Below are 24774 nucleotides of genomic sequence, written 5' to 3'. Positions count from 1 at the left end.
GGCATGGTTGTGGGCGGCGTGACTGTGGGTCACGCCGCGCCGGGTGGTGGTCAGCCGGGTGGCTGTTTCCACGTGGCGAGGTCGTCGGGGCTGGCCAGCCAGGGCAGGAACCGGTCGAGGTCGGTTCCCTGTGGGGGTTTGCCGCCGGCTCGGCCGCAGGCGTCGAGGTAGGCGGTCAGGTAGGTCAGCGTGTTCAGTCCGTGCTTCTCGGCGGTGCCCAGGACGGTCCAGACGGCGGCGGCGAGGGCCGCGGCGTCGTCGGTGCGGGAGCCGTAGGCGTTCTTGCGGGTCACGACCGGGTGGCGCGGGGCGCGCTCCGCGGCGTTGTTGTCAAGATCTACCATGGGGTAGTCGCGGTGCGCGACGACCCCGTCCCACTCGCGTTCGAGGGTGGCGAGGGCGTCCTTCGCCGCGGGCTGTAGCCCTGGGGAGGCCTGCTGCTCGCGGCGGGCGGTGTCGATCGCCTCGATCGCGCCGTCCCAGGCGGTGTAGGCCTCGGCCAGCCGGGTGTCGGCGTCGGGGCCGGGGGTGTCGCGCGCTCGCGCCCACGCCGTGGCCAGTTCCCGGTGGGCTGTGTAGAGCGCGCGGAACCGGTCGAGCCAGGCCTTCTCCCAGTACTCCAGCTGGACCGGGTTCGACAGCCTCGCCCGCGGGAAGTAGCGGCGAAGGTGGGCGACGCAGTAGAGGTTGACGAGGCCGGCGCGGCGGCGGCCGACGGAGACGTAGACCGGGTGCCGGTAAGAAACCTGTCACCAGGTGCAAACGCGGATGATCTTGTGTTGGCTGGTCACGTGTCGCGTTGCGGGCGCGGTTCCTGGTCAGCCGTGGCTTCGGTGGTCGGCCGAGGGCGCCGTCCTACGATGGTGTGGTGACCGACACTGTGGGTGGCCGTGCGGCGTTTCAGGTTCTGGTCCTGCCCTACCGGCAGACCGGGCAGGGCACGGAGTACGCCTTGTTCCGGCGTGCTGATGCCGCCTATTGGCAGGGTGTCGCCGGTGGTGGTGAGGCGGGNGAGTCCCCGGCGCAGGCAGCCCGGCGGGAAACCGCCGAGGAGGCCGGTCTGGTCGGCGAACGTGAGTTCATCGTGTTGGACGCGCGGGCCACGATCCCCGTCGTCTACGTCACCGGGGAGTTCACCTGGGGGCCGGACGTGCTGGTGATCCCGGAGTACGCGTTCGGTGTCCGTGCGGAGGACGCCGAGGTGACGTTGTCGGACGAGCACACCGAGTTCGGCTGGTTCGGCCTCGACGACGCGGTGAAGGTCGTGCAGTGGGATTCCAACCGCACCGCTCTGTGGGAGCTGGACCATCGGCTACGCCACGGCATCGGTCACCGCGCCGCCTGAGCGACCAGGTCCGTGACCCCGCGGCCGAGCACTGTCGGGGTGTCCGTTCCCGACTCGCAGCGGGCGGCTGCGACCGACTTCGCGCACTCACGTAGTCGTCGACGATGCCCCCGCGCGTGGTCCGCGGTGAGGCGTGCGTGTTCGTGGGGATCGTCGAGGAGACCGTCGGGGAGACGCGCGGCGGTCAGAGCCGTGGTGCCCTGCCGGGTGTCCAGCCTCCGCCAGACCGCTGGTCTCGCCTCGCGGAACGCCATGTCGATGAACGCTGTGACCGGCCCGCCGGCGGCGCGTGCCACCGTGAACGCCGCTGCGACCGTGGCGGCGGGCAGGTAGGTACGGTTCTCCTCGTCGGCGAGGGTGCCGGTGGCACGGGTGAGGTCGCGGAGGGCGGGGAACAGGGCGATCGTGGGCGCGCGCAGCCCGATCGTGGTCGGTAGGGCGTGGACCTGGACCGGGCCGGCGGGGTTGAGGAACGCCAGCGAGTTCGCGACCAGTGCCACCGGCCCGGCGACGCCGGTCAGCAGGTGGAGCAGGGCGGTTGTCTTGCCGCTGCCTCGCCCGCCGAGCAGGCACACCGCGCCCGTCGGGGTCAGCACGCTCGCCGCGTGTAACGGGATCCGGGGGTCGAGGAAGAACCGCGCAGGATTGAACGCTTAGCGCCGTCCGGGGCTCACGAGTCGCCGGGCAGGAGTTCGACGGCGCGCAGGCGGTCGGCCTCGGTGGGCTTGGTGTAAACGCGCGTGGTGTCAGTGCGCGCGTGGCCGAGGAGCTCGGCGACCAGGACGAGGTCGGCGCCGCGGCGGAGCATGGCGGTCGCGAAGGTGTGCCGCAGGACGTGCGGGGTCAGGTCGTCGATCCCGACGGAGCGGCCGAGGTCGGCGACGACCTGGTCGACGGTGCGGGTCGACAGGCGGCGGCCGTAGCGGTTGAGGAACAGCGCCGGGTCGGCCTCGGCGTTCGGCCAGGCGGCCCGGGCGGGTTTCCAGTCGGTCAGCGCCCGGCGGGCCCGGGGGTTGGCCGGGATGGTGCGCGGCTTGCCGCCGTCGCGGCCCTTGCCGGCCCGGACGTGGACGGCTCCGGTGCGGGCGGTGACGGGCACGTCGTCGAGGTCGAGGGCGACGAGCTCGGCGCAGCGCACGCCGGTGTTGTAGAGCAGCTCGATGATCGTGCGGTCGCGTAGCGAGGGCAGCCGTTCGGCGGCGCGCAGCACGCGGCGGGCCTCGTCGTCGGTCAGGGCGCGAGGGGCCTGCTCGGGAAGGTCGGCGCGGTCGACGACGGCGCGGCCGAGGTGGCGCCAGGTGAAGAAGTGGTCGAGCGCGGTCAGGTGCGCGTTGATGGTCGCGGGCCGCTTCTTCGCGACCGTGAGCAGGTGGGCCCGGTAGTCGCGGACGGCGAAGTCGCGGGCGTGCGCGTCGGACAGCGGGTCGGCGCCGGTGGGGTCCGCGGCGGCGCCGTCGGTGTCGAGCCAGCGCAGGAACCCGGCGACCCGGGAGGCGTAGGCGCGCCGGGAGTGCTCGGCGAGCCGGACGTGGTCGAGCTCGGCGCGGTAGGCGGCGAACAGCTCGGCGTACCGGTCGGGCGGGCGTTCGCCGCCGCGCCGGCCGCGGCCGGTGGGTGGTGCGGTGGCGCTGGTCGTCACCGACCACGTCCTCTCGGGGTAGCGGCGGTTCAGGCGTGCGGCTGATGGTCCGGGNCGTAGTCGGTTCGCGGTCCCACCACGATGTCGTCCTCGGTGGTGGCCGGGCCGGCGACGTGGCACCGGCAGCGTGCGATGACGCAGCCGTACCGGCCGTGGTCGTCCACGGGGTGGTCGCACCAGGGATCGACGCAGCGCTCGGCGGTCTCGAGTTCGGCGGCCCGGTCCAGGNACCGGCCGGCAGCCTCGGGCTGGCGGGTGGCCTCGGCGCGGAGCCAGGCGATGAGCTCCTCGGTGGTCGCGGGCGGAGCGACGTCGGTGGTCATGGGTTCTCCGGTCGGCCAGGCGGCGCAGGTCCTGCGGGGTCTGCCGGACGCCTCGGTGCACTGTGTGGTGACCTCGCCGCCGTACTTCGGGTTGCGTGACTACGGCGAGCCCGGCCAGATCGGCCTGGAGCCCACGCCCGCGGCCTACGTCGCCCGGCTCGCCGAGGTGTTCACGGAGGTTCGCCGGGTGCTGCACCCGGACGGGACGTGCTGGCTGAACCTGGGCGACAGCTACGCGGGCAAGGCCAACGGCGGCCCGTCGGTGGGCCTGACACGCCGCGCCGACCGGGCCGAGCTGATTCCGCCGCGGCGGAACACCACCGCGGCCGCGCCCTACAAGAGCCTGCTCGGTATCCCCTGGAGGGTCGCGTTCGCGTTGCAGGACGCCGGCTGGACGGTCCGCAACGCGATCGTGTGGGCCAAGACGAACGCGATGCCGGAGTCGGTGACCGACCGGTTCGCCTCGCGTACCGAGACGCTGTTCCTGCTGACCCGCTCGGCGCGCTACCACTTCGACCTCGACCCCGTCCGGGAGACACCGGTCGACCCGACCGGCGGTGCTGAGTGGGCCCAGCGCAGGAAGCAGGGNGTGCCCGGCCGGCGGGGCCGCAACCCCNAGTCGTCGGTGACGGCCGCCGACCGCGACTTCGCCGCCCACCAAGCCGGCCGTAATCCGGGCGACGTCTGGCAGATCCCGGTCGCCAACTTCCCCGGCGCGCACTTCGCCGTGTTCCCGCCCGAGATCCCGCGGCGGGCGATCCTGACCGGCTGCCCGCCCGGCGGGGTCGTGCTCGACCCGTTCTCCGGGTCGGCGACCACCGGCATGGTCGCGCTGCAGCTCGGCCGCCGCTACGTCGGGATCGATCTCAACCCCGACTATCACCGCCTCGCGCTCCGTACCCGGCTGCTGGAGCGGCCGCTGCCCGGTATCGACCAGCCGGCCTCCTGACCAGGCCCACGCGGCTCGATCGGCGCCGTTGATCAGCGGTAGTAGGACATGTCGACCGTCATCGTCAGCCGCAGCTGCGGCGGTAGCTTGTCGCCGTCGTCGTCATAGCGCAGGTCCGCGAAGCCGAAGCCGAGGATCACCGCGTAGAGATGGTCGTTCATCCAGTCGCCGGCGGCGTGCAGCAGGTCGGACTCCTCGCTGCCGTAGAAGCTGACGACCTGGGTGGCGGAGCCTTCGTGGGCGATCTCGACCCGCACCGGGCCGTGGAAGGTTCGTGTGCGCCCGGTCGGGCGGCCAATCCGAGGCACCGCCGTGTCCTGCCCCGCTGGCCGGTCGCCATCCTCGGTCATGACTCCTCCTGATCGTTCTCGCCCGGGTCACGCAGAGGGCGCAGACCCGTGCCGGTGGGCGGGGCGGCGAAGGCGTAGCGGCCGAGCATGTTGATGTGCCGGTCGGCCAGCGGGGACAGCCGGGCGACGTCGAGGTCGTGCACGTCGTGGCCTGCGGTGCGCAGTGCGGTGAGGGCGGCGTCGAGGTAGCGGGTGTTCCACAGCACGACACCGACGCGGGCGAGGTTGACCCGGTGCCGGGCAATGGCGTTCAGCGGCCCGTAGTCGCCCTCGGCGTCGCCGGGCAGGGTGGCACGCCACAGTCGCTGGTCGGACAGGTCCGCGATCCGCGGGGAGAACCGGTAGCCGAGCAGGCGGAACAGGCCGAAGACGATGTCGGAGTAGCTGGCGGTGTCGGTCGCGACCATCTCCGGCTTCGGCCCGGCGTCGAGGGTGAGCAGCGTGTCCAGGATGTAGAGCGAGTCACGGACAGTGCCGGGCACGACGACCGCGCCGATCCCTGCGACCTGGTCGTTGACCGCGTTCAGCCAGGTCACGCCGCGTTTGAGCCCGAAGTAGCGGGGGCTGGGTCCTGCGTTGATCGTGCGGACCGGGACGACGAACCGCAGTCTGTCGACGGAGGCGACCAGCCCCCCGCCCCATGCCTGGGCGAGCCCGATCTGTGCCTGGGCGGTGATCAGAGCCGCGTTCGCCGCGGCGTGGGTGTCGGCGCGCAGGTAGTTCTGGTCGACGTGGGAGAGCCGGTCGCGGCTCAGCGCCGGCTCGCTCGGCTTGGTCACCGGGGTCAGCCCGACGTTGCATGCCTCGGCGACCAGCAGCGCTGCGAGGGAGATGTGCAGGTTCTCCATCCGGCNGCCCGACCCGCCCAGATGGGTGTAGGCGCCGAGGAACCCGGTCCAGGCGTGCACCTCCAGCAGCAGATCGGGCAGGTCGACACGGGGCAGCATCGCCGCGGTTGTCGCCCGCAGCGCGACCAGGCTGTCCGGTTCCCCGAGCGCCTCCAGCCGGCTCACGGCCAGGCGCATCCGCCCGTCGGCCGCCGGCTCGACCCGCACCGGGCTGTCCGGTCCGGCCTCGGCGAGCCGGTCGACGGTCTGGCGCCACGCGGCGTCCAACGAGCCGGCGAGCTCACGCAGGTGGGTCTCGACCGGGGCGGCCAGGCCGAGACCGGCGAGCACCTCGCCGCGGACCCGATCCCATCCCTCGCCGGCGAGCAGCCGGGCCCGCGGGTCAGACCATCGCTGCGAACGCACGGCGAACACGTCGCGCCGGCGCAGCGCCCGATGCAGCTGCTCCAGCACGCACAGCACGTAGCCGTCGCGGTCGACCGTGCCAGCCGGCAACGTCGGGTTGGCCAGCACCGCGCGCCGCCACACCGGCGGCACCAGATCGATGTCGACCTCGTCCGGGCGGATCCGGCGACGGCCGACCAGGTTCGGCAGTAGCCGGACCGCGTCGAGGACCGGCTGGCCGTCGCCGGTCGCTGCCAGCGGCAGCGCCTCGGCGAGCAGGAGGAGAAAAGGGCGGACCGTGCCGTAACGGCGGGCCAGCTCGGCGCGCATCACCNTCTCCAGGCCGGCGTCGCCGGGCACCAGCTCCTCGACCAGAGCGGCGGCCTCCAGCACCCGTTCCCGCGGCGCGACCTGCTCCACGACCGCCCAGGCTGCGGCGACGTCGAGCGCCTCGCCGGCCGTGCCGGCCAGCAGGCCCAGCAGCGCGGACGCCGCGCCGGCGAGGGTGACCGACGCCTTCTCCAGCTTCGGCAGGACGGCGAGGCGTTCCTGCTGCGCGGCGCGACGCGCCGGGTTGAGCAGCCGGGTGGCCATCAGCACGTCGAACAGGTCCAGGGCGTCGTCGACCGCCGCCGCTTCCAGACCGCGCACCGTCGCCAGCAGGGTCGCGGTACGCCGCGGCTCGGCGAGCTCGCGTAGCAGCGGCGCCTTGGCCGCCAGGCCGTAGCGGGCCAGCGTCGCCAGCCGGTTCGCTGGCACCCCCGACACATCCGCCGCGCCGGCGCCCACCACGATGACCTCGCCGGCCCGTGACAGCGCCCGCTCCAAGCCCGGCCCCGACGTCCGCGTCGGCCCCCGCCGCAGCCGCTCCAGCTCGCTTACCCGGGCACCCGGCGCCACCTCGAGGAGACTGCGCAGCCGTCCGGCCAACTGCGGATCGGCCTGCTCAGCCGCGACGGCGAGCTCCTGGTGCACCCGGTCGGTGGCCTCGCTGCGCACGGAGACCACCAGACGGGCCAGAACACTCACCCCTGGCAACAGCACCCGGCTACGGCGCAGCCACGCCGTGGCCTGACCGAACAGCGCCACCGGACCCTCTGCCTGCGTCCACGCCCGGCTCGCCAGGAACGCCCGCAGCTCCGTGGCTGCCTGCGGGTCGGCGAAGTCCCGGTAGCCGTAGACCGACCGGATCTCCCGAGCATGCTCATGCTGCGTCGGCAGCCGCTCGGTGTACCGCTTCACCACCGACGAGTCCGCAACGTCCAGCTGGCCCGCGAGATAGTCCACCACCACCCACGGCACCTCCAGCGGATCGCTCAGGAACGTCCCAAGGAACCGCACCGTGCCCAGCTGAACGGCGAACCCCAGACGCGAGTGCTCGCCCCGGCGCCGGACGACGAGCTCCCGGTCGGCGTCATCCAGAAAGAAGAACCGCTCCAACTCAGCCCGCACAGGTTCACCATCGAACCGCCCGTACGCCGCAACCTGCTCATCCGTCAGGAACTCCACCGGCACACACAGATCATCGACCCGGCGACCGCCAGCGACCGAACCGCCCTAACCGTTCAATCCTGCGCGGTTCTTCCTCGGACCCCTTACCGGCACCCCAAGTAGGGCGACCGCGCCAGCAGCTGGTCAGCTCGGACGCGGGGGACATGACAGCCGATCACGAGCGCTGCTTGACCTCCCACGGTTTGTCTCGCTCTCCGAACTGGACAGTGCGCCACATCGTCNCCCCCGCGCCTGGCCCGATCCCCGCCTCGTTCCTGGAGCGCGTCACCCGCAACCTGGCCGACCGGGACCGCGCCGCCGGCGTGTTCGCCGGGCAGGATCCCCCCGGTACCTCTGCGAGCTGTACGGAATTGATCGCACTCTGTACCGGACCTACGACCTTCCCGCCGAACCCCGCCTGACGGGCGTGCGTGGTCTGCTCGGCGCGGCCTACCCCGCCTCCTCTCAGCCGAGTGTCCGGCCCCCGACGTCGGCGCCCGTACCCCGTACGGGCGTCTCACCCGGGCCAGAGACGGCCGGGCCGCGGCGGTCTGGCCGGTAGACCCGCCGGCTTCACCGGGTTACATGGCGATCTATCTAGATCATCTTCATCGGTGGGGCCGCGGTGAGTTCCCCGTCTCCGGGGGAGGCTGCGGCCGACGCCTGCCATCCTGTCCAGGGGGTGTCCTCTCCGGGGGAGGGAAAGCCCGCCGTATGATCTTCGCCGCGTCCGGCCGGGCAATACGCTCTCGAAGAGCTCCGTGTGTAGCGGTGTCGTGCACGACGCGGCCGGGAAACTCGGTCGTGTTGATGACGATGATGCGTCCGGTCTGGCCGCTTTGCTCAAGAACGGCGAGCCGGTGGCTGCTCGCCGGCGTTGTCGTTGTCGATCCATTCTGGTCGCGGAAGGCACTCGACAGCCCGGCGCGGGTGACCCAATGGCGGCCAAGAGTGTCGCGGCCGGCCTCTACGTCACGGCGTCCGCTTTCCCACCGCTGGTAGGTACGGTCGAGGAGAACTTGCTCGGATGCCTCCAGGCAGATGGCCTGTGGTGGTCCGTATCCGGCCCGACGGAACTCCGCGATACCGGCCTGCATTCCGCTTAGATCTCCGAGGGTGTTCTGCCATCCGACATTCCAGTCCTGCATCCGTGCGACGGCGGCGACTCTGTGCGCGAGATAGGTTCCTTCGGCGTTGATCAGATCATGGAGTTCGGCGGGTACGACAGGNATTCCGTCGAGGCCGTCACGTAGCTCGTGAGGGACAGGCAGAGTCCCCTGCGTAGCCAGCTCGTGTAGAAGTATGCGCATCAGCTCGTCGCGTTCGAGCATCAGTGTCCCGGACAGCTCCATCCCCTGGGCCCCGGCAGCGGTCAGGGCTGAGGATTTGCCGGCACCAGGCGGCCCGACGATCAGGCTAAGCTGTCGGCCAGGATGGGGCAGTTGGCCGTGCTGGGCGACGTGAGCTGTCAGGTAGCGGTCGACGACCCGGTCATAGATCGCGGCACGTTGCTCGCTGGGAACACCACCGGGCAGGGCCTGGTCTGCGGTGGCGTAGGGAGATCTGGTCGACAGGATCCCGCCGGGCGCAAGCAGAGTTTCCAGCGTGTGGGCGTAGCTCCGGTACTCGTCCGAGGAGGCCATCTGTCTATCAGGTCAGGTCGCTACGGTGGCGGCGTACTTGGGCGACGAGCGGCCGCGGCAGCAGGCCGGCATCACCAGCCGCCTCCACGACAGCGAAGCTGTCCGACCATGGCTGAGCCTCATCCCGGTGAGGGTCATGGGCTTGGTATGGCCAGATAGCGAGGATCTCTACCAGCCGTTCACTGGGAAGGTCGCCGCACACATACAGATCGATGACATCGGCGAGTTCCCACCGTCCCTCGTGAAGATACGGGCCGGGGGCATGCAGCCGCGCCGCGTCCAGTGCACCACGCACTGTCGGATCGCTCAGGATGACCAGGGGCAGGCCCATCGCGGCATCCTCGCGAGCCGCGGCCAGTGCTACACGGCCAAGCGAACGGTCGGCGATACGCAGTCGTGCCTGGCTTGCCGTCCGTTCCTGCCAGGCATGACGAACGCGCTCAGCCGATGACGATGAAGCAGAAGGAGTCACGAGTCGCCGTCCTGAACGTCGTCGAAACCCGTCGTCGGTAAGGCGATGAGATGGGCGGTGTCGTTGTGGGAAACCAACGTCCACCGAGCCGAGCCGATCTCGGGAGTACGGTGCACCCAGCGGGTCAAAGAAGCATGCGCCACAGTGAAGGCCACCCGCGCCGAGGACCCGGCGGGTAGACCCAGCAGCAGGGTATGCATCGCCTCGACGGTTTCCGCATGCGCGAGGATGAGAATCCGCTCGCCAGCGTGACGCGTGACGATGTTCTGCAAACAATCGGTCGCCCGGGCGAGAAACGCGTTCCAGCTCTCGGCACCGGCAGCGAACGGGCGGTCCGGCTGGTCAGCAGGACTCGAGCCGAACGCCTCCCAGATATCCGTCCACGGCTTGCCGTCGGCGTCACCATGCGCCGGGCCGGACAGACGTGGCTCAATGTGCGGNGTCAAGCCAAGGCGTGGGGAGATCACGGCGGCGGTCTCACGGACCCGTCGCCGCGGCCCGGCATACACCACATCGAACTGGCGGTCGTGGTGCATCCATTCCAGCCGCCGGCCCGCCTGGTCTACTTGGCCACGCCCCCGCAGCGTCAACCCGGTGCAGCCCCGGTCGCCGCCAGCGATGCCCGCGAGATTGCAGTGCGCCTCTCCGTGCCGAACCAGCACAACATCCGTGTCCACCCGCACCCCCGTTCCACTGCCATACATGATCAAACCGGCACAATCCGCGTTTCCAGCACACAACCCTATTACGGCCTGTGCGCACCTGCTGACTGAACGGGCCGGTGAATGCGAGTCAGGGGTTCGGAGGCCCGCGCGGCCGCGAGACCATCACCCATCCCACAGACCGACCGCTGGCGAGANAACCCGATGGACGGCGCACTGTGCGCTACCACCACCGTGATGTCATCGCGTTCGTCGAGGCTCGCCACGCCGCAGCCAGCCCCCGGACAGAGGGCGGATTGGCGTCGGCGGTTTCGCGTCCGGTTGGGGTACACCCCAACACCACACGATCAACTAGCGCGAGAAGTGTCAGGTTAGAGTCCGTCGCAGCGTTTCTTGACGTATGTCTACTTGGTTCTTAGAGTCCATCCTGACATTTCAGGGTGCGGAAGGGGTCAGGGCGGATGCGGGTCGGCTACGTCAGAGTCAGCAGTGCCGACCAGAACACGGTGAGGCAACTTGACGGGGTGGACGTCGAGCGGGTGTTCGTCGACAAGGCGTCCGGGAAGGACAGCGACCGGCCGAAGCTCGGCGAGATGATCGCGTTCGTCCGCGACGGCGACACCGTGCTCGTGCACTCGATGGACCGCCTCGCGCGCAACCTCGACGATCTGCGCAGCACCGTGCGGATGCTGACGGGCAAGGGCGTGCGGGTCGAGTTCGTCAAGGAGGGCCTGACCTTCACCGGTGAGGACTCGCCGATGGCGACCCTGTTGCTGTCGGTCATGGGCGCGTTCGCCGAGTTCGAACGCGCCCTCATCCTCGAACGCCAGCGCGAGGGCATCGCCGCCGCCAAACAGCGCGGCGTCTACACCGGCCGCAAACCCGCCCTCACCCCCGACCAGGCGCGTGATCTGCGCGAGCGCGCCGCCGGCGGCGCGCGGAAGTCCGACCTGGCCAAGGCGTTCGGCATCAGCCGCGAGACCGTGTACACCTACCTGCGGGCCGCACGCCCGGCCGGATGTGGCAGCGGATCTCCACCATCTGACTCACGTGACCGCGCCGACGGCGCTGTCACCTGCCGGTATGGGGCGGCCTGCCCGGGATCGTCGGCGACGCCGGGATCGTCGATGCAGCCGAGTCGGACGGTGACGGGGGCGACGCCGGCGTGACGCCCGCCCGGGTGGGAGGGAAAGCAGCGCCGAGCAGGCCGGCCACGGCGGGCGGACGGGCGGGGGCCGGGCGGGGCTCTGCGGGATGCTCGTAGGTACGCCGTAGGGCGCGGTCCGGCCCGTACAGCTCGCCGCGGTAGCGTGGTGGATCCTGTCCCTCGGCCGGCACTGTCCCCGCCGCGGTCGCGTTGACGTCGCCGCGCAGATCCCGGCTGTCGACGGCGACGATCTGGCGGTCCGGGCTGTACATCTCGCAGCGGACCAGAAGTGCCGCATCGTCCCCGACCTGCCCGCGCAGGCGGGCGATCTCGTGTGCCACGACGCTTTCGGCCACACGGTGCGGGTCGGCGTCAGCCCGGGGCGTTCCGACGCCGTACAGCACCCAGCTCTGTCCACCGTCGGCGGAGACGAGCAGCTGCCCACGTGGCCCGGCGGTCGGACCTGCCGCCGGCGCTGGGGCGTCGAACTCCCACCGTCCGCGCCGCAACTGCAGCCAGTCGACCGGCGGCGCCGGTTGCCCGGTGTGCAGACTGACCCAGTCGCGCAGCATCTGCCGGTTCTCCGTCGACGCCCTGCCGGGGTCGATGCGCACCCGGGCTATCTCCACGTCGTTCTCGGTCAGGACCAGGGGAGCGGTCGTCGCGCTGCGGCTCAGGGCGTAGCGCACGGGTTCCGCCGGCCCGGCCAGCGCCGGCGCGGCCCCCTGCGTACCGGTAGCGGCATGCTCGGGATCGTCGGGCAGGTAGGGCAGGTCTTCGACGTCGAGCCCTGCTGCTGCGGCCGGTACGCCGGCCACCGCCAGCGGTGCGTGGTCGTGGACCGCGACGACGAGAAGACCGCTGGCGTCGCGGTCAAAGATTTCGACGCGGTAGTGCGCCCGATCATGCAGATCCGTGCCATCGCGGCGGTCCGCCTCGACGGCCTTCTCAGCCTCATGCATGGCGAAGTCGGCCGCATCGCCCTCGCGCAAGACGATGCGTAGGCCACGCAGTGTCCAGATCTGCCTGTCGGGCGAGGTGGACACCAGCACCGTCCAGGCCGCCGCGGGAAACGGGGGAGCGGTTTGAATGCGGCGCAGACCAGCGTGGACAGGTGCCCAGTCGGATAGTGGTGTCCTGACGTCGGTGTGCAGAGTGATCCACTTGTCGAGGAGGCCTTCCTCGGCTGATGCGGCCACATCCAGTCGGACTGCGGCAGCCTGCTTGCCGTCGATGGCCAGAGTGGCGTCGAGAATATTGCCGACTCGGGTGGTAGCGACATCGACGGTGATTCGTTGGCCGACGCCGGCGGTCGCCAGGGAGGCGGTCAGCACACGTTGTTCGGTCAGGGCGGCGGCGAGGGCGGATACATGTCGTCGAACGACATCTGCCCCAGCAGGGCCGAGATCGGCACCGTCCGTCGCCGTCGTGCCACGATAGCCGCCTCCCTGGACCGCTTCCGAACCCGTCGTCTGCCGTGCACGTTTTGCGTTGTCCGTGACGCTAACGGGTGACATGCTCACATGGCGGAGCATTATGGGGGAAACAGCAGGTCCGAGGGGAGATCATGCACTTCTCTGGCTGCGTGACGTCACGATCAGGCCGAGGTTTCCGCACTGTCCGTCGCAGGGATGTCCTGCGTGGGCAGGCGGCTGTCCGCGCTGGTGGGGCGGCCTGTCGGCGCCGCCGTAGGGGTGGACGGCGAGGTACGTCGGCGCCGGGACAGCGGCGGGNAGTTCAGCGCGGCGAGCTCCTGCTCGGTCCATCCGGCGTCCACCGCGGCGGCGCGTCTGGCCGCGTAGTCGTCGTCCGCGGCCGCGATTTCCTCGACGGCGGCGTCGGTCAGAGCGCGTCCTTCGGCGCGGGCGGCGGCGAGCAGCTCGGCCGTGCGGGCCTTTGCCCGCGCGGGCCCGTCGGCGGCGTCGGCGCGCCGGGCCGCCGCGAGACCGAGGTCGCCGATCGCGGCCACCCGCCCGCCCAGTGCCTCAAGCGCCGCCTGTTCCGCGGCCTTTCGGGTTGCCTGGGTTGCCATCGCCTCNCCGTCTCCTGCCGTGAAAACGCGGCGACCGCCCCGTCCAGCCGCCGCTTTGGACCGGGCCACGCTGGCAGCCGCCGCCGGGCCCTGTCACCTCAGATCGCGGCAGCAAGATATCCATCCGTCCCACGGATGGAGGGTCCGCGCCGGCGGGCGCGGACAGGGCGGCCGTGACCGGCACGAGTGGGGACGGCAGCGGCCTGTCTGCGCGGCCGCGCCGCTACCGGCCCCCGGGACAGGGCCGGGCGGTGTACCGGATACGGCTCGCGGNCGACGAACTCGCCGAGTTGCGCGAGGCAGCCGGACGCGTCCAGATGAGCCTCAGCGGCTACATCGCCGAGGCAGCCCTCACCGTGGCACGCAACACGCGACCGCCGACCCAGACGCCGTGGCGGGACGCCCTGGTCCATCTGGCCGAGGCATCCGCTCAGCTACGCCGCGTGGGAGGAAACCTCAACCAGCTCGTCGCCCGCTTCCACACCGTCGGTGAGCCTCCCGCCCGGTTGGAGGAAGTGCTGCGGATCGTGCTCGCCCACGCGGAACGGGTGGAGCGGGCCGCAGACCGGACCGCCGCGAAACTTCCATGATCGGGAAGGTNGTGCGGGGGAAGGAGGTCCACGGCCTGCTCTACTACCTGTTCCGCGAGTCGGAGGAGCACGTGGACCCACATCTGGTCGGCGCCTTCGACGACCACGAACTCCTCGAACCACCACGCCTGCCTGACGGAAGCCGCGACATAGGCCCGTTGGGCCGGTGGATGAACCAGTTCATCAAACTCACCCCACCGCAGATCCGTCCGAAGGCGATCGTGTGGCATCTGTCGATCTCCGCCGCACCCGAGGACCGGACGCTCACCGACGCCGAGTGGCGGCAGGTGTGCGCGGACATGGTCGTGCGCACGGGTCTGGCCCCGGCCGACGATCCACACGGCTGCCGGTGGGCTGCGGTGCGCCACGCTGACAACCACGTCCACCTCGTCGTCGTACTGGCCCGTGGCGACGGGCGACGGGCTCATCCGGACTCCGACTACCACCGGGTAGGGGAGGTGTGCCGGGACGCAGAGATCCGCCACGGCCTCCGCCGCACCCGCCCACCCAACCGCACCGTCGGCCCCCAGACGACCCGCGCCGAACGCGAGAAAGCTGCCCGGCGTGGGCAGAAGGAGCCGGTGCGGGTCCGGCTGGCCCGCACGGTGCGCGCGGCCGCGGTGAGCGCGCATGACCGGGACAGTTTCGCCGCCGCGCTCGAGCGGGACGGGTTGCTGGTCCGCTGGCGGCACAGTGACCGGGACCCTGGTGAGATCACCGGCTACGCGGTGGCGTGGCCCGATGATCTGACCGGCGACGGGCAGCCAGTCTGGTACGGCGGGTCGAGGCTGGGCGCCGACTTGTCCCTGCCGAAACTCGCCCGCCGCTGGACCCCACCCGCGGATGGCGACGTCGCGGAGGGGCGGCGGATCGTCGATCCGGCCGCCCGCCGGCAGACGGTCGCCGACGCGGCCCGCGCCGCCCGCGTCGCTGCCGGCCATATCCACACCGCCGCCACCGATCCGGCCGCCGCGGGGACGGGGGAACCGGCCGCGCATGCCGCCGGCGACCTCGCCGGCGCCGCCGCCCACCTGTTCGGCGGAGGCGGGCCGGGTGTGCTCGACGGCGCCGCCCGCCGTCTGGTGCAGGCCGGCGCTGCCCCCTACGGCCGTACCCCCCACGCCGATGGGACTGCCGATCTGCTGCGTGGGCAGGCGCGGCTGCTGCGTGCGCTCGGGCGGATCGGCGGGCAACGCAACGATGCCGCCGAGTTGCTGCTCGCCCTGGCCGAGCTTGCCGAGGCCATCGCCCGGCTGCGCCGCGCCCAGCAGGCCCTCGACGCCGCCCGCGACGCCCAGGCCGCCGGCGATGCGCTGCGCCAGCATACCGCCGCCCTGAGCCCGCCGCGCCCCCGCACCGCCGCGGTGCGGGCTTCTACGGTGGCCGCACCGTCGCAGGACGCCCGGTCGACCCTGGCTGATCCGACGCCGCCCNCCCNCCCTCNCCGGTAGGAGCCGCCCGCCATGCCTGACACCGATGCCGCTCTGCGTCAGCGTCTCGATGACCAGCAGACCCTGCTCGACGCCCAGCAGCAGCAGATCGAGGATCTGACCGCCGCCTACGAGGCGCTGACCGACACTGTCGCGGCACTGCACCGCCGCCTAGCGGCGGTGGAGTCGTCGGCTGGCTCCCGGCCGTGGTGAGCGGACCGGGACCGGTCGAGCCGCAGGTCGCTGCCCACCTGTCGGCCGCGGCCGCGCAGGCGGGCAGCCGCGACGGCTGGGCCCGGTGGCTGGCGCTGGCCGGGCAGGCCCGCACGCGAGCAAACCCGGTGCGGGACGCTGCCCTGCTCGTCGACCCGCTGACCCGCCTGTTCCACGCCCGCGGCTACAGCCTCGCCGCCGGCGAGCGTGGCCAGGTGCGGATGGACCGCGTCCACCGCACGGTCACCCACCCCCCGACGTTCCTCGCGGATCTGGGGATCATGCAGGATCTCGCGCATGCCGCCGCCCACCTGATGCTGCACCCGGATCTTGGCCCGCAGGTCGACTGCGTCGGGCGGGACCGCGCCGAGGCGCTTAGCGTCGCCTACCTCGTCGCCGCCCACGCCGGTGTCCCCCTGCCCGTCCCTGATGCCCTGCCCGATCCGCGGCAGTGGGCCGCCGGAGCGGATCCGGCCGGCGTCGTCCGTGAGGCCACCCGTCGGGTGTGGAGCGCCGCCGACCGGCTGGGCCATGCTCTGGCTCCCGGCCCGCGCCCGGGTGCCCAGCAACTCCGCGAAGCACGCCGGCGCGCTAACACTCCCCGGACCGAAGGCCTTGCCACCCGGGCGCGGACGCTGCGCGTCCACGCGGACTCGTCGCTACCGCCCCCACCCCGACAGGCCAGCGCCGAGCATGCCCGGCTCTACGACGCGATCCGCGCAGCCGCCCGCTGGTACACCCTGCACCTCACCGGCGCCGCCGACGGCCCGGCCGGACGGATGCTCGCCGAGCGGGGCCTGGCCGACGTCGCGTCTGATCCGCGGTGGATGGTCGGCTACGCCCCGCCCGGCTGGACCGGGCTCGTCGACCAACTGCACGCCCTCGGGTTCACCGAGCAGGAGCTGCTCGACGCCGGCCTGGCCGCTCGTACCCGCCGCGGCACCCTGGTGGACCGGTTCCGTCACCGGCTGCTGTTCGGCCTGCGTGACCCCGACGGGCGGATCGTCGGGTTCATCGGCCGGGCGCTTGACGGGCAGACCCCGAAATACCTCAACAGCCCCACTACGGTTCTCTTCGACAAAAGTCGGCTGCTGTTCGGCCTGGCCGAGCAGCGCGACCTGCTCGCGGCCGGCGCCCGGCCGGTCGTCGTGGAGGGGCCCACCGACGTGCTCGCCGTCGCCGTCGCCGCCCGCCAGACCGGCCGGGCCCTGGCCGCGGTGGCGGCCTGCGGCACCGCGTTCACCGCCGACCACGCCCGTGTGCTGGGCTCCGCCACCCCCGGCCGGGACGGGATCACCGTCGCCCACGACCCCGACCCCGCCGGGCTGCGTGCCGCCGCCCGCGCCTACCAGGTGCTACGCGACCTCGACACCCGCCTGCACCACGCCGACCTGCCCGCCGGGGCCGACCCCGCCGGGCTGCTGGCTACCGCCGGCCCGGACGCGCTGCGCGCCGCGCTGAGCGACCCGGCGCGGCTACGGCCCCTGGCCGCCGCCGTCATTGACCAGCGCCTTGCCTGGCTCGACGACGACCACCGCCGCTTCCTCGAACATCAGTTCACCGCCCTGCGGGCGGTGGCACCGATCATCGCCACCGAGGATCCCGCGCTCGTCGGCGGACTCGTCTCCTATACCGCCGGGCGTATCGGCCTGGACGCCAGTGATGTCATCGGCGCGGTCTTCGACGCCGTCGGGGACCTGTCCGGCGCGGCGCTGGCCCGTCTGCACAGCGGCACCGGCAACCGGTCCGCCGCCGAGATCAGCGCCGCCGCTGCCCTGCCGGGTGCCGGGGGGCCGCGGGCCGCGGCGGCGCTCGCCGCCGCCTACCCGTCCTCCACCCGCCCTGTCCTTGCCGCCCTGTCCCTGCCGCCCCGGCCCGCCTCGGTGGACACCGCCGCCGACCAGTCCCGTGCCCGCTGACCTGGAGTCCCTTTCGTGACCGACCCGCAGCCCACCCAGGCACCCCCCAGCTACCCGGATCCACTGACCGACGCCGTCAGCGCCGCCGCCGAGAAATCGATCGGAGCGCTGACCGCCGTCACGTTCGCCGCGCAGATCCTCGTCGAACGCAAATCCGGAAAGACCGAGCAGGAAACCGCCCGGCTCCGCGACCAGCAGGACGCCTGGGCCTCCCACCACCATGCCCGCCGCTTCCCTCACGGCGACGGTCCGGGCAACAGCGCCGACCGAGACGGGTCCGCGCGGGACCGCGGCGCCGATCGGCAGGACTCTGCCGCCCGGCAGCACCGCACCACCGACCTGCCTGCCGAGGACCGGGCCGCCGCCAAACAGGCCGTCAGCGCGGTGTTCGCGGACAGGCCCGCGCTACGGGACGCGATCCGCGAGGCGGACGCGTTCGACGCGTTCGCCCGCCGGCTCACCACACTTGCCCGCGACCTGTCCCTGCATCCCGCCGACGTGCTCCGCCATGCCCGCGGCATGGCCGGCGGACTGGAACGGCGGGACGCAGCGACAGCCGCGGCGACGTTGCACGCCCGCCTCGGCTGGCTGGCCGACCCCACCACCNCCCCCCGCTGGGCCCAGCAGCGGGCGCAAAAAGCGCACAACGCCGCCCACCGACAGGATCGTGTGACCTCGCGCAGCCCGCAGCCCCGCCGCCCCACCACCTCCTCCCAGACCCGGCAGAGCCGCGGCGGCTCCGCCGGGCAGACCCGCCGCGCCGCCTACCCCGCCAGCCCGCTTCGCCCCACCCCACCCACCGGCCCCGCCAGCCCACCCCGCACCCCAGAGGCCGGCCCCACGCCACCCCGCACGGCCGGTCCACGCCGCTGACCCCCAGCCGGACCGCGCGAGGCGGCTACGGCTGTGACGGGTCTCCTGCTGCGGCGAGTCCTCGAGGAGGCAGGCAAGAATGCTGATCATTACGGCATTGTCATTACCGGCGGGGGTGGCCCTCTTGGTGGGGCGATGGTGGAGACGGGGGCTGCATCCGCTGGTTGCTCTCCTGCCGCACTCTCGCGGTTGCTATCGATTGGAGGGGTCGAGGGAAGCCGGCGGCCAGGGTGCCACCGGCCAGGCAGGGCAGGAGGTCCGTCGCTGGGAGAGGGGAGTTCGTCCAGGGGGCGGCCAGCAGCGGACGGGCCAGGTCGATCACGTCCTCCACCATCTCTTTCTCGACCGTGGCCCGTGCCAGCGCATGTACTCTGCGCGCGGCCTGCGCAAAGCGGCGTGTTTCGGTGGGGGTCCATGTCCGGGTTCGTTCGGTGTGGATCGCTGCAGCCGTCCGCGGAGGGTGCCGCCACAACCCGTCGGGCTCGCGACTGTTCAGGTACAGAGACGTGTTTCCGCGACGGAACACGCTGGTGGTGTGCACGGGAACTGTTCGGAGATCGATGGCGTCTGCTTCACGAAGAATCGCCTCGAAGCAGGCGTCGTGAATGGTTGGATCGATCGGCCGGCCGTAACCGTGTGCGGCGACCTGCGTCCAGTACCGGTCTAACACCCCCAGCCGGCTCAGCGCCGCGGGGACGGCGAGAAAGGCCACCTCGACGCGGTAGCCGGCCGCGGCGAAACGCCGCGCCGGATGTTCGAACTCGTCCGGAAGTCGCATCGCCGACTCCATGAGCACGTCGATGCGGTGGTCGATAGCCCATTCCTGGGCCTTCTGCATCCACCGGCGTCCGTCGATGCTGGTGTAGGCGCCGGCTGTGGTGTCGTCCGCTGCCATGAGCGACGGGTACATCGGGTGATACGGCTTGAGAACATCCAGGTCGATGTGGATGGCTCCGCCGCGCCGGTCGAGCGCCTGAGCCACCATGAGCGCCGTGGCGGTCTTACCGGCNCCCGTCTGTGCTGCGAGNAACNCCACGNCCGGCGCGGCCTGCCTCGGCCGTCCGGCATACTCCGTTGGAACGATCAGATCATGGAAGATCTGGTCGTTGCGGGCCTCGGACAGCCGGTAGCGCTCCCGGTCAACATCACTGGCCACGCATCGACTCCAGGTAGCGCAGTGCCGCGGCGGAGGCACGCCGCGCCTCGGTGACGGCCTGCGGGTCGTCGGGGCGCAGCTCCCGCCGGAGGTCGGCAAATGCCTTCATCTGCTGCCGCCACCCCGCGACGTCTGTGGGGCTGGAACCTCCCGGGTCGTCGGCCGCAGCCGACACCAGCGAGGCGTAGCCCCCCACAACCTGGTTGATCTCCTCGACCGCAGTCTCACAGGACGCCGCAGTGGCGTCATGCCATTCGAAGGCTGTAAGGCCACCCACGACGGACTCTTCGGTGTTCTCCATGCTGTCTTTCTCCTCTCCCGCCGGTCAGTGAGACAGGATTCTCCACGCCCTTATTTCAGATAGGCGCCGGCATCGCCGTCGTGGCCGTAGGGGTCGTTGACCTCCGGGGCGCCGGCGGGCCAGCCGGCGGATGGGGGGACGGTACGCAGGGACTGGTCGGGTTCATGGGGGTGGGTGGCGCGGTCGGGGTTGCAGCGGGCGAACGGGCCGGTGGGGCTCATCAGCCGGTGCAGGTGGGGGTAGAGGTGGTGGGTCAGCCAGTCGGAGATGCCGGTCTGCGGGTTGAGTCGGAAGTGTTCGAAGGTGCGCCAGCAGGCCTCGAGGATGAGGCCGGCTTCGGTGTGGTCCCACCAGTGGGGGCACCAGCGGAACTCCCCGCCGAGTGGCCGGGCGAAGGCGGGGGCGAAGAACTGTTCGACGAACGCGACCACGTCCGGGTAGAGCGGGTCGGCCTGTTCCTGCTGTTCCTGTCCGCGGCTGTCGGCGCTGCCCGCCGGGGCGGTCGGGGTGCTGGTGAGGTCGCTGAAAGCGGCGTCGTGGTCGTCGATGGCGGTTTCCAGGCGGGCCAGGCGGGCGGTGAGCGCGTCGAGTGTCACCTGCAGGTCAGAGGTGGGTGAGGGGGCTGTCATCGGTCTCCTCCTCGCCGGCGGGGTGGGCGCCGGTGGCGCGGGCGGTCAGGGTGGCTTCGGCGGTACGGATGGCGGCGGTGATCTCGGTGGCGCGGGGGCCGGTGTACCAGGGGCGCAGGGCGATCGCGGCGATGCGGGAGCCGGTGGCGAGCAGCAGCGCGCGGCCTTTGGGGATGGCGCGGATGTCGGCGGCCTCCAGGATGCGCTGGCGGCGGCTGCTGACCGTGCTGGAGGCACCCTGCGCGGAGTAGCTGATCGAGGTGGTGTCGACGTCGTGGTCGCCGACGAGGCGGGAGAGGTCGTCGGCGAGGCGGGGGTCGTCGATGCCCGCGCCGATGATTTTGATGGTGGCCGCCGACCACAGGGCGTCCATGCCGGCCTCGCCCCAGACGCGCACACCTTGGCGGTAGGACTGCAGGATGGTCAGGGGGACGATGCCGCGGCTGCCGAGGTGGGAGTACAGGTCGGGCAGGTCGGCGATCTTGCAGATGTTCGCGGCTTCGTCGAGGACGAGGGCGAGCGGCGGGTCGAGGCGGCCGCCGGNGCGNTCGGCGGCGGNGACGGCCGCGCGGNCGATCTGGTCGGTCAGCGCGGCGACCAGCGGGCTGGCGGCGCCTTCGTCGGTTTTGGACAGCAGGTGCAGCACGTCGCGGCTGGCGGGGATCGTGGTCACGTCGAGGTGACGGTCGGTGTGGCCGGGGGTGACCCAGGCGAGGATCCGGTCGTTGCGTAGGCAGCGGGCGGCGGCGCGGGCGGTTTCGTAGACGCCTTCGCGGGTTTCGGGGGCGCCGGCCTGCCGTCCGCGCAGCCCGGCGGCGACGGCCGGGTAGCCGCCGGCGGCGAGGAGTTCGGCGGGGACGGGGCTGGCGGAGTCGTTGAGCCATTCGTAGACGTCGAGCAGGGTGCGCCCGCTGGTGGCGGCGGCGAGGAACAGGGCGGCGAGCAGGTCCCCGGCGGCGGCCTGCCAGAAGTCCCCGCCGGTTTTCTCCCCGCGGATCTCCTGGAGGAAATGCCCGGCGAGCCGGTCGGCGTCCTCGACGGCGTGCACGGCGGCGAGCGGGTTCCACCACCAGGTCTGGGGGGCGTGGGCGATGGCCTGCGGGTCGAACGTCCACACCCGGCGGCCGTCGCCGGCCCGCACCTGTGCGGTGGCGGCCCACAGGTCGGCCTTGTTGCCGGTGGCGAGTACCGGGCCCGGCGCGGCGAGGGTCATCGGGATCGCCAGCGCCGTGGTTTTCCCGGCCCGGGGAGCCATGACCGCCAGGAGCACGTCCTCCCAGGATGCGCGTAGCGGCAGCCCGCGGGGCAGCAGGTCACCGAGGAGCAGGCCGGCGTCGTCACCGAGCCGGCGGGCATCGGCATCCGACAGGGAGGGGCGCAGCGCGCGGGCACGGTCGGCGGCGCCGGCAGGGGTGAGCGTGGCCAGGTCGGCCGGGTCGGCGAGGGAGGGCAGGGCAAGCCGCCAGGGTGCCGAGCGGCGCCGACGCCGCCGTGCCCGGCGCACGGCGCGCACGGCGACGACGGCCAGGGCGGTGGCGGCGGCGAGGGCCAGCACGGCGAACACCACAACCCACCCGGCCGGGGTTGCGCCGGTGGCCCGGGTGGCGTCGCCGGCGAGCACGGCGGTGACGAACGCGCCGAACGCCGGTGGATGGCCGCCCCCGACGACGGCCGCCAGGCGGACGGTCATCCATGCCAGCCAGCCGACGCCGATGCTGCCCCACAGGCCGCCGAGGATCACCCAGGGCAGGACCGGCCCGCGGCCGTTCACCGCACGTCCCACATTGCCGCGTCGCGGATCGCGGCGTCGGAGTCGTACAGCTCCGCCTCGGCGGGCAGCAGGGTCATCTGCACGGGTATCCCGAGCCTCCCCCCGGTTTTGATCAGGTATTTGCCGCGGCCGGGGTGGCGGGCGCCGGCCCGCCNGGAGNCCGGCGCGCTCCAGGAGGTGACGAGCTGTTCCTCGGCGTCGGTCAGCGGGGNGATCTGCTGGACGCGGGCGAGTTCGCGGGGCGGCAGGCCGGCGAGCACGGTGATCGCGGCCCGGTCGATGAAGCCGGCGGCCTTGGCCCGGTCCTCCTCGGTGGGTAGCGCGTCGAGGTCGGCCAGCGAATGGGTGACCATGAGGCTGGCCATGCCGCGGGCCCGGTTGAGCCGGGTGAGCGCGTCGGCGTGCTCGACGNGGCCGGGGGCGCCGCGCAGCGCCCGCCACAGCTCGTCCATGACCGCAAGATGGGGTGCCGGTAAGAAACGTGTCACCAGCCGCAAACGGCGATGATCTAGCTGGCCTGCGGCGGGGCGGCGTCGAGCTGGTGGCGGGTCCGGCCGGCGGCGCGGAGTTCGCGGAGGNCGGGGNTGTGGTTGTAGAGGGTGCCGGGGCTGACACCGAGGAGCTTCGCGATCGAGGTGACGCTGGCGTCCGGGTTGGGGAGCATGTCGCGGGCGGCGCGGATGATCTCTGGGGTGGCGACGGTGGGCCGGCCGCCGACGCGGCCGCGTTCACGGGCGGCGGCCAGGCCCTCGCGGGTTCCAGTAACGATGAGCTCGCGGATGAACTCGGCCAGCGCCGCGAACACGTGGAACACGAGCCGGCCGCCGGGGGTGGTGGTGTCGAGGTTATCGTGCAGGGAGGTGAACCCGACGCCGCGGCGGCGTAGGTCGCCCACGGTGGTGATCAGGTCTTGCAGGGAGCGGGAGAGCCGGTCGAGGGCGGGCACGACGAGCGTGTCCCCGGGCTGGGCGAAGGCCAGGCAGGCGGTGAGCTGGGGGCGGTCGGTGTCGCGGCCGGACTGCTTCTCGGCGAAGATCCGCCGGCAGCCGGCGGCGGTGAGCGCGTCGATCTGGCGCTCGAGCTTCTGCCCGCCGGTCGACACCCGGGCGTAGCCGATCCGGATGTGGGTGAGCACCGCCGGCTCGGCGGCGAGGAACTTCGCGGGCTCGAAAGCTGCGGTCACGACCGCGATCATCTCAGCAAACGGTCCCGCCGGGGTTGTTGACGGTGCCGGTTTTTGAAGGAGTTTTTGACGACTCCAGGACTGTTGTGGATCATCTCGGGCCGAGCTTCAGGAAACGTAGGTTTCTTGAAGCTCGGCTACTTCCAGGGTGGCGCAGAAACGCTGCGAAGCAAGTCCTCTATCGCGTTGGTGGCCGGGGCGCCTGGCCCGGGTGAGGCGGGAGCGTGCGAGGCTGCGCGGGCGGGGTCCGTGGACCGGGTCTGAGAGATGGTGGCCGGGGGAATGCCAGCGCGTGGAGATCCGAGCGGGGAGGGGACCAGCCGCGTCCTGGTGCCCAGGTGCTGGTCGGAGACGCTGTGGTCAGCTCTGCCACGAAGCCTGCCGCGGCGCGTTCCATCGCGTCGAAGTCGGGGTAGCGCGCGAGCTGTGGCTGGTCGGCCTTGAACNTGTTCACCGCCGACCGCCAGGGAACGTCGAGTTCACCGGGTCTGCGGCCGGCTCCGTAGACGTGGTAGGGATGGGGCAGGCCATCGCGGCCGAAGCGGACCTGGTTGTTGACCTCAAGCGCCTCCCGCATGTGACGGGCCTCCACGGAACAGGTACGGATCATGTAGTGGATGTCGAAGAGGTCCTTGTAGCGGTGGCGAGGGCCAGGTGCGACCTGGCGGGACGAACCGGGGGCTGGCCCGCTCAGCATGGAGATCTTGTCTGCGAGCTGGCTGGCCGTGGGGTACATCATGGGGGTAACGGGCGCCAGGCCGGGCACGGCGATGCCAACGATGGACCGTTCGGCGTGGTGGGCCGGGCCGAACAGAGGAACCCGGTCGGGCGGCTTGATGTCGATCTCAAGTCCGATTGGGTCGTCGACGGGACGTGCCTGGCCGGGCCCGTATCTCGGGTCGATCGGCTGGGCGACGATCACTCCCATGATTTTCCCGCTGTCGTAGACCCTGACATCGGCGCTGTAGCGGACCAGTCCTCCAAGGCCCAGCCCACGCTCAGCTCGGGCGGTGTCGCCCGCGTTCACCGTGACCGCATCCACAGCCTGCTTGACATGAACGCCGTAGGATTCCGTGATGTCGAGAGCGCACAGGTCCAGATCGAACGCGGATCGGGCCATCACATACGCGGGATGGATTTCGTTCGGCTGAGCGGGAAGAAAGTCGGCAGGCCACGAGAAGTCTGTGGCGGGCCGGGAAGGAAGCGCCAGCGAACCGAAGATGATCCAGTCGTGCGGGGTTCGGTTCATGAGGCGCGCTGCGAAGTCCCCGGTCAAGATCTGGTGAAGTGCGCGGTCGGCATTGAACTCCGCTGCGCGAGCCCGATCGGTGACGTAGGAACGGAACTCCGACCATNAGGGGAACGCCTCACGGAACTCCGGCCCGATGTGGGAGTCGGGATTATGGCTGTCTGTGTCGGCCATG

At 71.8% G+C, this 24774-nt stretch carries 18 protein-coding genes and 2 pseudogenes; 5 read left to right on the top strand and 15 right to left on the bottom strand.

Annotated features, from left to right (window positions below):
- Positions 1-50: 50 nt before the first annotated feature.
- Positions 51-713 (bottom strand): annotated as a pseudogene (locus tag ALLO2_RS24765) (transposase); the annotation flags it as partial.
- Positions 714-868: 155 nt separating this feature from the next.
- Here ALLO2_RS24765 and ALLO2_RS17470 point away from each other — a divergent pair.
- Positions 869-1345, top strand: coding sequence for an NUDIX pyrophosphatase (locus ALLO2_RS17470; protein WP_198031032.1), 477 nt, complete (start codon positions 869-871; stop codon positions 1343-1345).
- On the opposite strand, the gene ALLO2_RS17465 is transcribed toward ALLO2_RS17470, so the two are convergent.
- Complete coding sequence (locus ALLO2_RS17465; protein ID WP_011436755.1) at positions 1330-1941, bottom strand: hypothetical protein; 612 nt, start codon at positions 1939-1941, stop codon at positions 1330-1332. The two genes, ALLO2_RS17470 and ALLO2_RS17465, sit on opposite strands and share 16 nt — an antisense overlap.
- 74 nt (positions 1942-2015) lie before the next feature.
- A complete protein-coding gene (locus ALLO2_RS17460) occupies positions 2016-2984 on the bottom strand; it encodes a tyrosine-type recombinase/integrase (protein WP_011436756.1) in 969 nt (322 codons plus the stop codon).
- 321 nt (positions 2985-3305) lie between these two features.
- Here ALLO2_RS17460 and ALLO2_RS17450 point away from each other — a divergent pair, with 321 nt between their 5' ends.
- A complete protein-coding gene (locus ALLO2_RS17450; RefSeq protein ID WP_035733520.1) occupies positions 3306-4256 on the top strand; it encodes a site-specific DNA-methyltransferase in 951 nt (316 codons plus the stop codon).
- 32 nt (positions 4257-4288) lie between these two features.
- On the opposite strand, the gene ALLO2_RS17445 is transcribed toward ALLO2_RS17450, so the two are convergent.
- From ALLO2_RS17445 to ALLO2_RS17420, 5 genes are all read right to left on the bottom strand, one after another.
- The gene (locus tag ALLO2_RS17445; protein WP_011436758.1) at positions 4289-4606 is read right to left on the bottom strand and encodes a hypothetical protein; all 318 of its coding nucleotides are present in this window, start codon (positions 4604-4606) and stop codon (positions 4289-4291) included.
- On the bottom strand, positions 4603-7353 hold the full coding sequence (locus ALLO2_RS17440) for a Tn3 family transposase (RefSeq protein WP_035733457.1): 2751 nt from the start codon (positions 7351-7353) through the stop codon (positions 4603-4605). The genes ALLO2_RS17445 and ALLO2_RS17440 overlap by 4 nt, the downstream gene beginning before the upstream one ends.
- 584 nt (positions 7354-7937) lie before the next feature.
- The gene (locus tag ALLO2_RS28345) at positions 7938-8972 is read right to left on the bottom strand and encodes an AAA family ATPase (RefSeq protein ID WP_035733453.1); all 1035 of its coding nucleotides are present in this window, start codon (positions 8970-8972) and stop codon (positions 7938-7940) included.
- A 7-nt stretch (positions 8973-8979) separates the two neighbouring features.
- On the bottom strand, positions 8980-9303 hold the full coding sequence (locus ALLO2_RS25840; RefSeq protein ID WP_023840311.1) for a hypothetical protein: 324 nt from the start codon (positions 9301-9303) through the stop codon (positions 8980-8982).
- Between the two features lie 137 nt (positions 9304-9440).
- Entirely contained in the window at positions 9441-10121 is a 681-nt protein-coding gene (locus tag ALLO2_RS17420) for a histidine phosphatase family protein (protein ID WP_232235164.1), read from the bottom strand.
- 446 nt (positions 10122-10567) lie between these two features.
- Here ALLO2_RS17420 and ALLO2_RS17415 point away from each other — a divergent pair.
- Positions 10568-11125: pseudogene (locus ALLO2_RS17415) on the top strand (recombinase family protein); the annotation flags it as partial.
- Positions 11126-11177: 52 nt separating this feature from the next.
- Here ALLO2_RS17415 and ALLO2_RS17410 read toward each other — a convergent pair.
- Positions 11178-12587, bottom strand: a complete 1410-nt coding sequence (locus tag ALLO2_RS17410) for a hypothetical protein (protein WP_041257900.1) — start codon at positions 12585-12587, stop codon at positions 11178-11180.
- 2751 nt (positions 12588-15338) lie between these two features.
- Here ALLO2_RS17410 and ALLO2_RS17390 point away from each other — a divergent pair.
- On the top strand, positions 15339-15518 hold the full coding sequence (locus tag ALLO2_RS17390) for a hypothetical protein (protein WP_023840308.1): 180 nt from the start codon (positions 15339-15341) through the stop codon (positions 15516-15518).
- Positions 15515-17437 (top strand): toprim domain-containing protein, encoded by a 1923-nt coding sequence (locus ALLO2_RS23505; RefSeq protein ID WP_023840307.1) that lies wholly within the window; start codon positions 15515-15517, stop codon positions 17435-17437. Before ALLO2_RS17390 ends, ALLO2_RS23505 begins: the two co-directional genes overlap by 4 nt.
- A 976-nt stretch (positions 17438-18413) precedes the next feature.
- Here the strand turns inward: ALLO2_RS23505 and ALLO2_RS17375 are convergent.
- The 6 genes from ALLO2_RS17375 to ALLO2_RS17345 form a co-directional block, all read right to left on the bottom strand.
- Positions 18414-19466: a zeta toxin family protein gene (locus ALLO2_RS17375; protein WP_051875355.1), complete on the bottom strand. Its 1053-nt coding sequence runs from the start codon at positions 19464-19466 to the stop codon at positions 18414-18416.
- On the bottom strand, positions 19456-19767 hold the full coding sequence (locus ALLO2_RS17370; protein ID WP_011436771.1) for a hypothetical protein: 312 nt from the start codon (positions 19765-19767) through the stop codon (positions 19456-19458). The genes ALLO2_RS17375 and ALLO2_RS17370 overlap by 11 nt, the downstream gene beginning before the upstream one ends.
- Before the next feature lie 50 nt (positions 19768-19817).
- Positions 19818-20396: a DUF4913 domain-containing protein gene (locus tag ALLO2_RS23500; protein ID WP_011436772.1), complete on the bottom strand. Its 579-nt coding sequence runs from the start codon at positions 20394-20396 to the stop codon at positions 19818-19820.
- On the bottom strand, positions 20371-22167 hold the full coding sequence (locus ALLO2_RS17360) for a type IV secretory system conjugative DNA transfer family protein (RefSeq protein ID WP_084588479.1): 1797 nt from the start codon (positions 22165-22167) through the stop codon (positions 20371-20373). The genes ALLO2_RS23500 and ALLO2_RS17360 overlap by 26 nt, the downstream gene beginning before the upstream one ends.
- Positions 22168-22675: 508 nt before the next feature.
- A complete protein-coding gene (locus ALLO2_RS17350; protein WP_157493455.1) occupies positions 22676-23362 on the bottom strand; it encodes a recombinase family protein in 687 nt (228 codons plus the stop codon).
- A gap of 166 nt (positions 23363-23528) precedes the next feature.
- The gene (locus ALLO2_RS17345; RefSeq protein WP_035733439.1) at positions 23529-24773 is read right to left on the bottom strand and encodes a nucleotidyl transferase AbiEii/AbiGii toxin family protein; all 1245 of its coding nucleotides are present in this window, start codon (positions 24771-24773) and stop codon (positions 23529-23531) included.
- Position 24774 lies beyond the last annotated feature (1 nt).

Source organism: Frankia sp. Allo2 (genome assembly GCF_000733325.1).
Lineage (GTDB): Bacteria > Actinomycetota > Actinomycetes > Frankiales > Frankiaceae > Frankia > Frankia casuarinae.
Note: the sequence above shows the minus strand (reverse complement) of the source record. Positions and strands in the feature narration are given on the sequence as shown.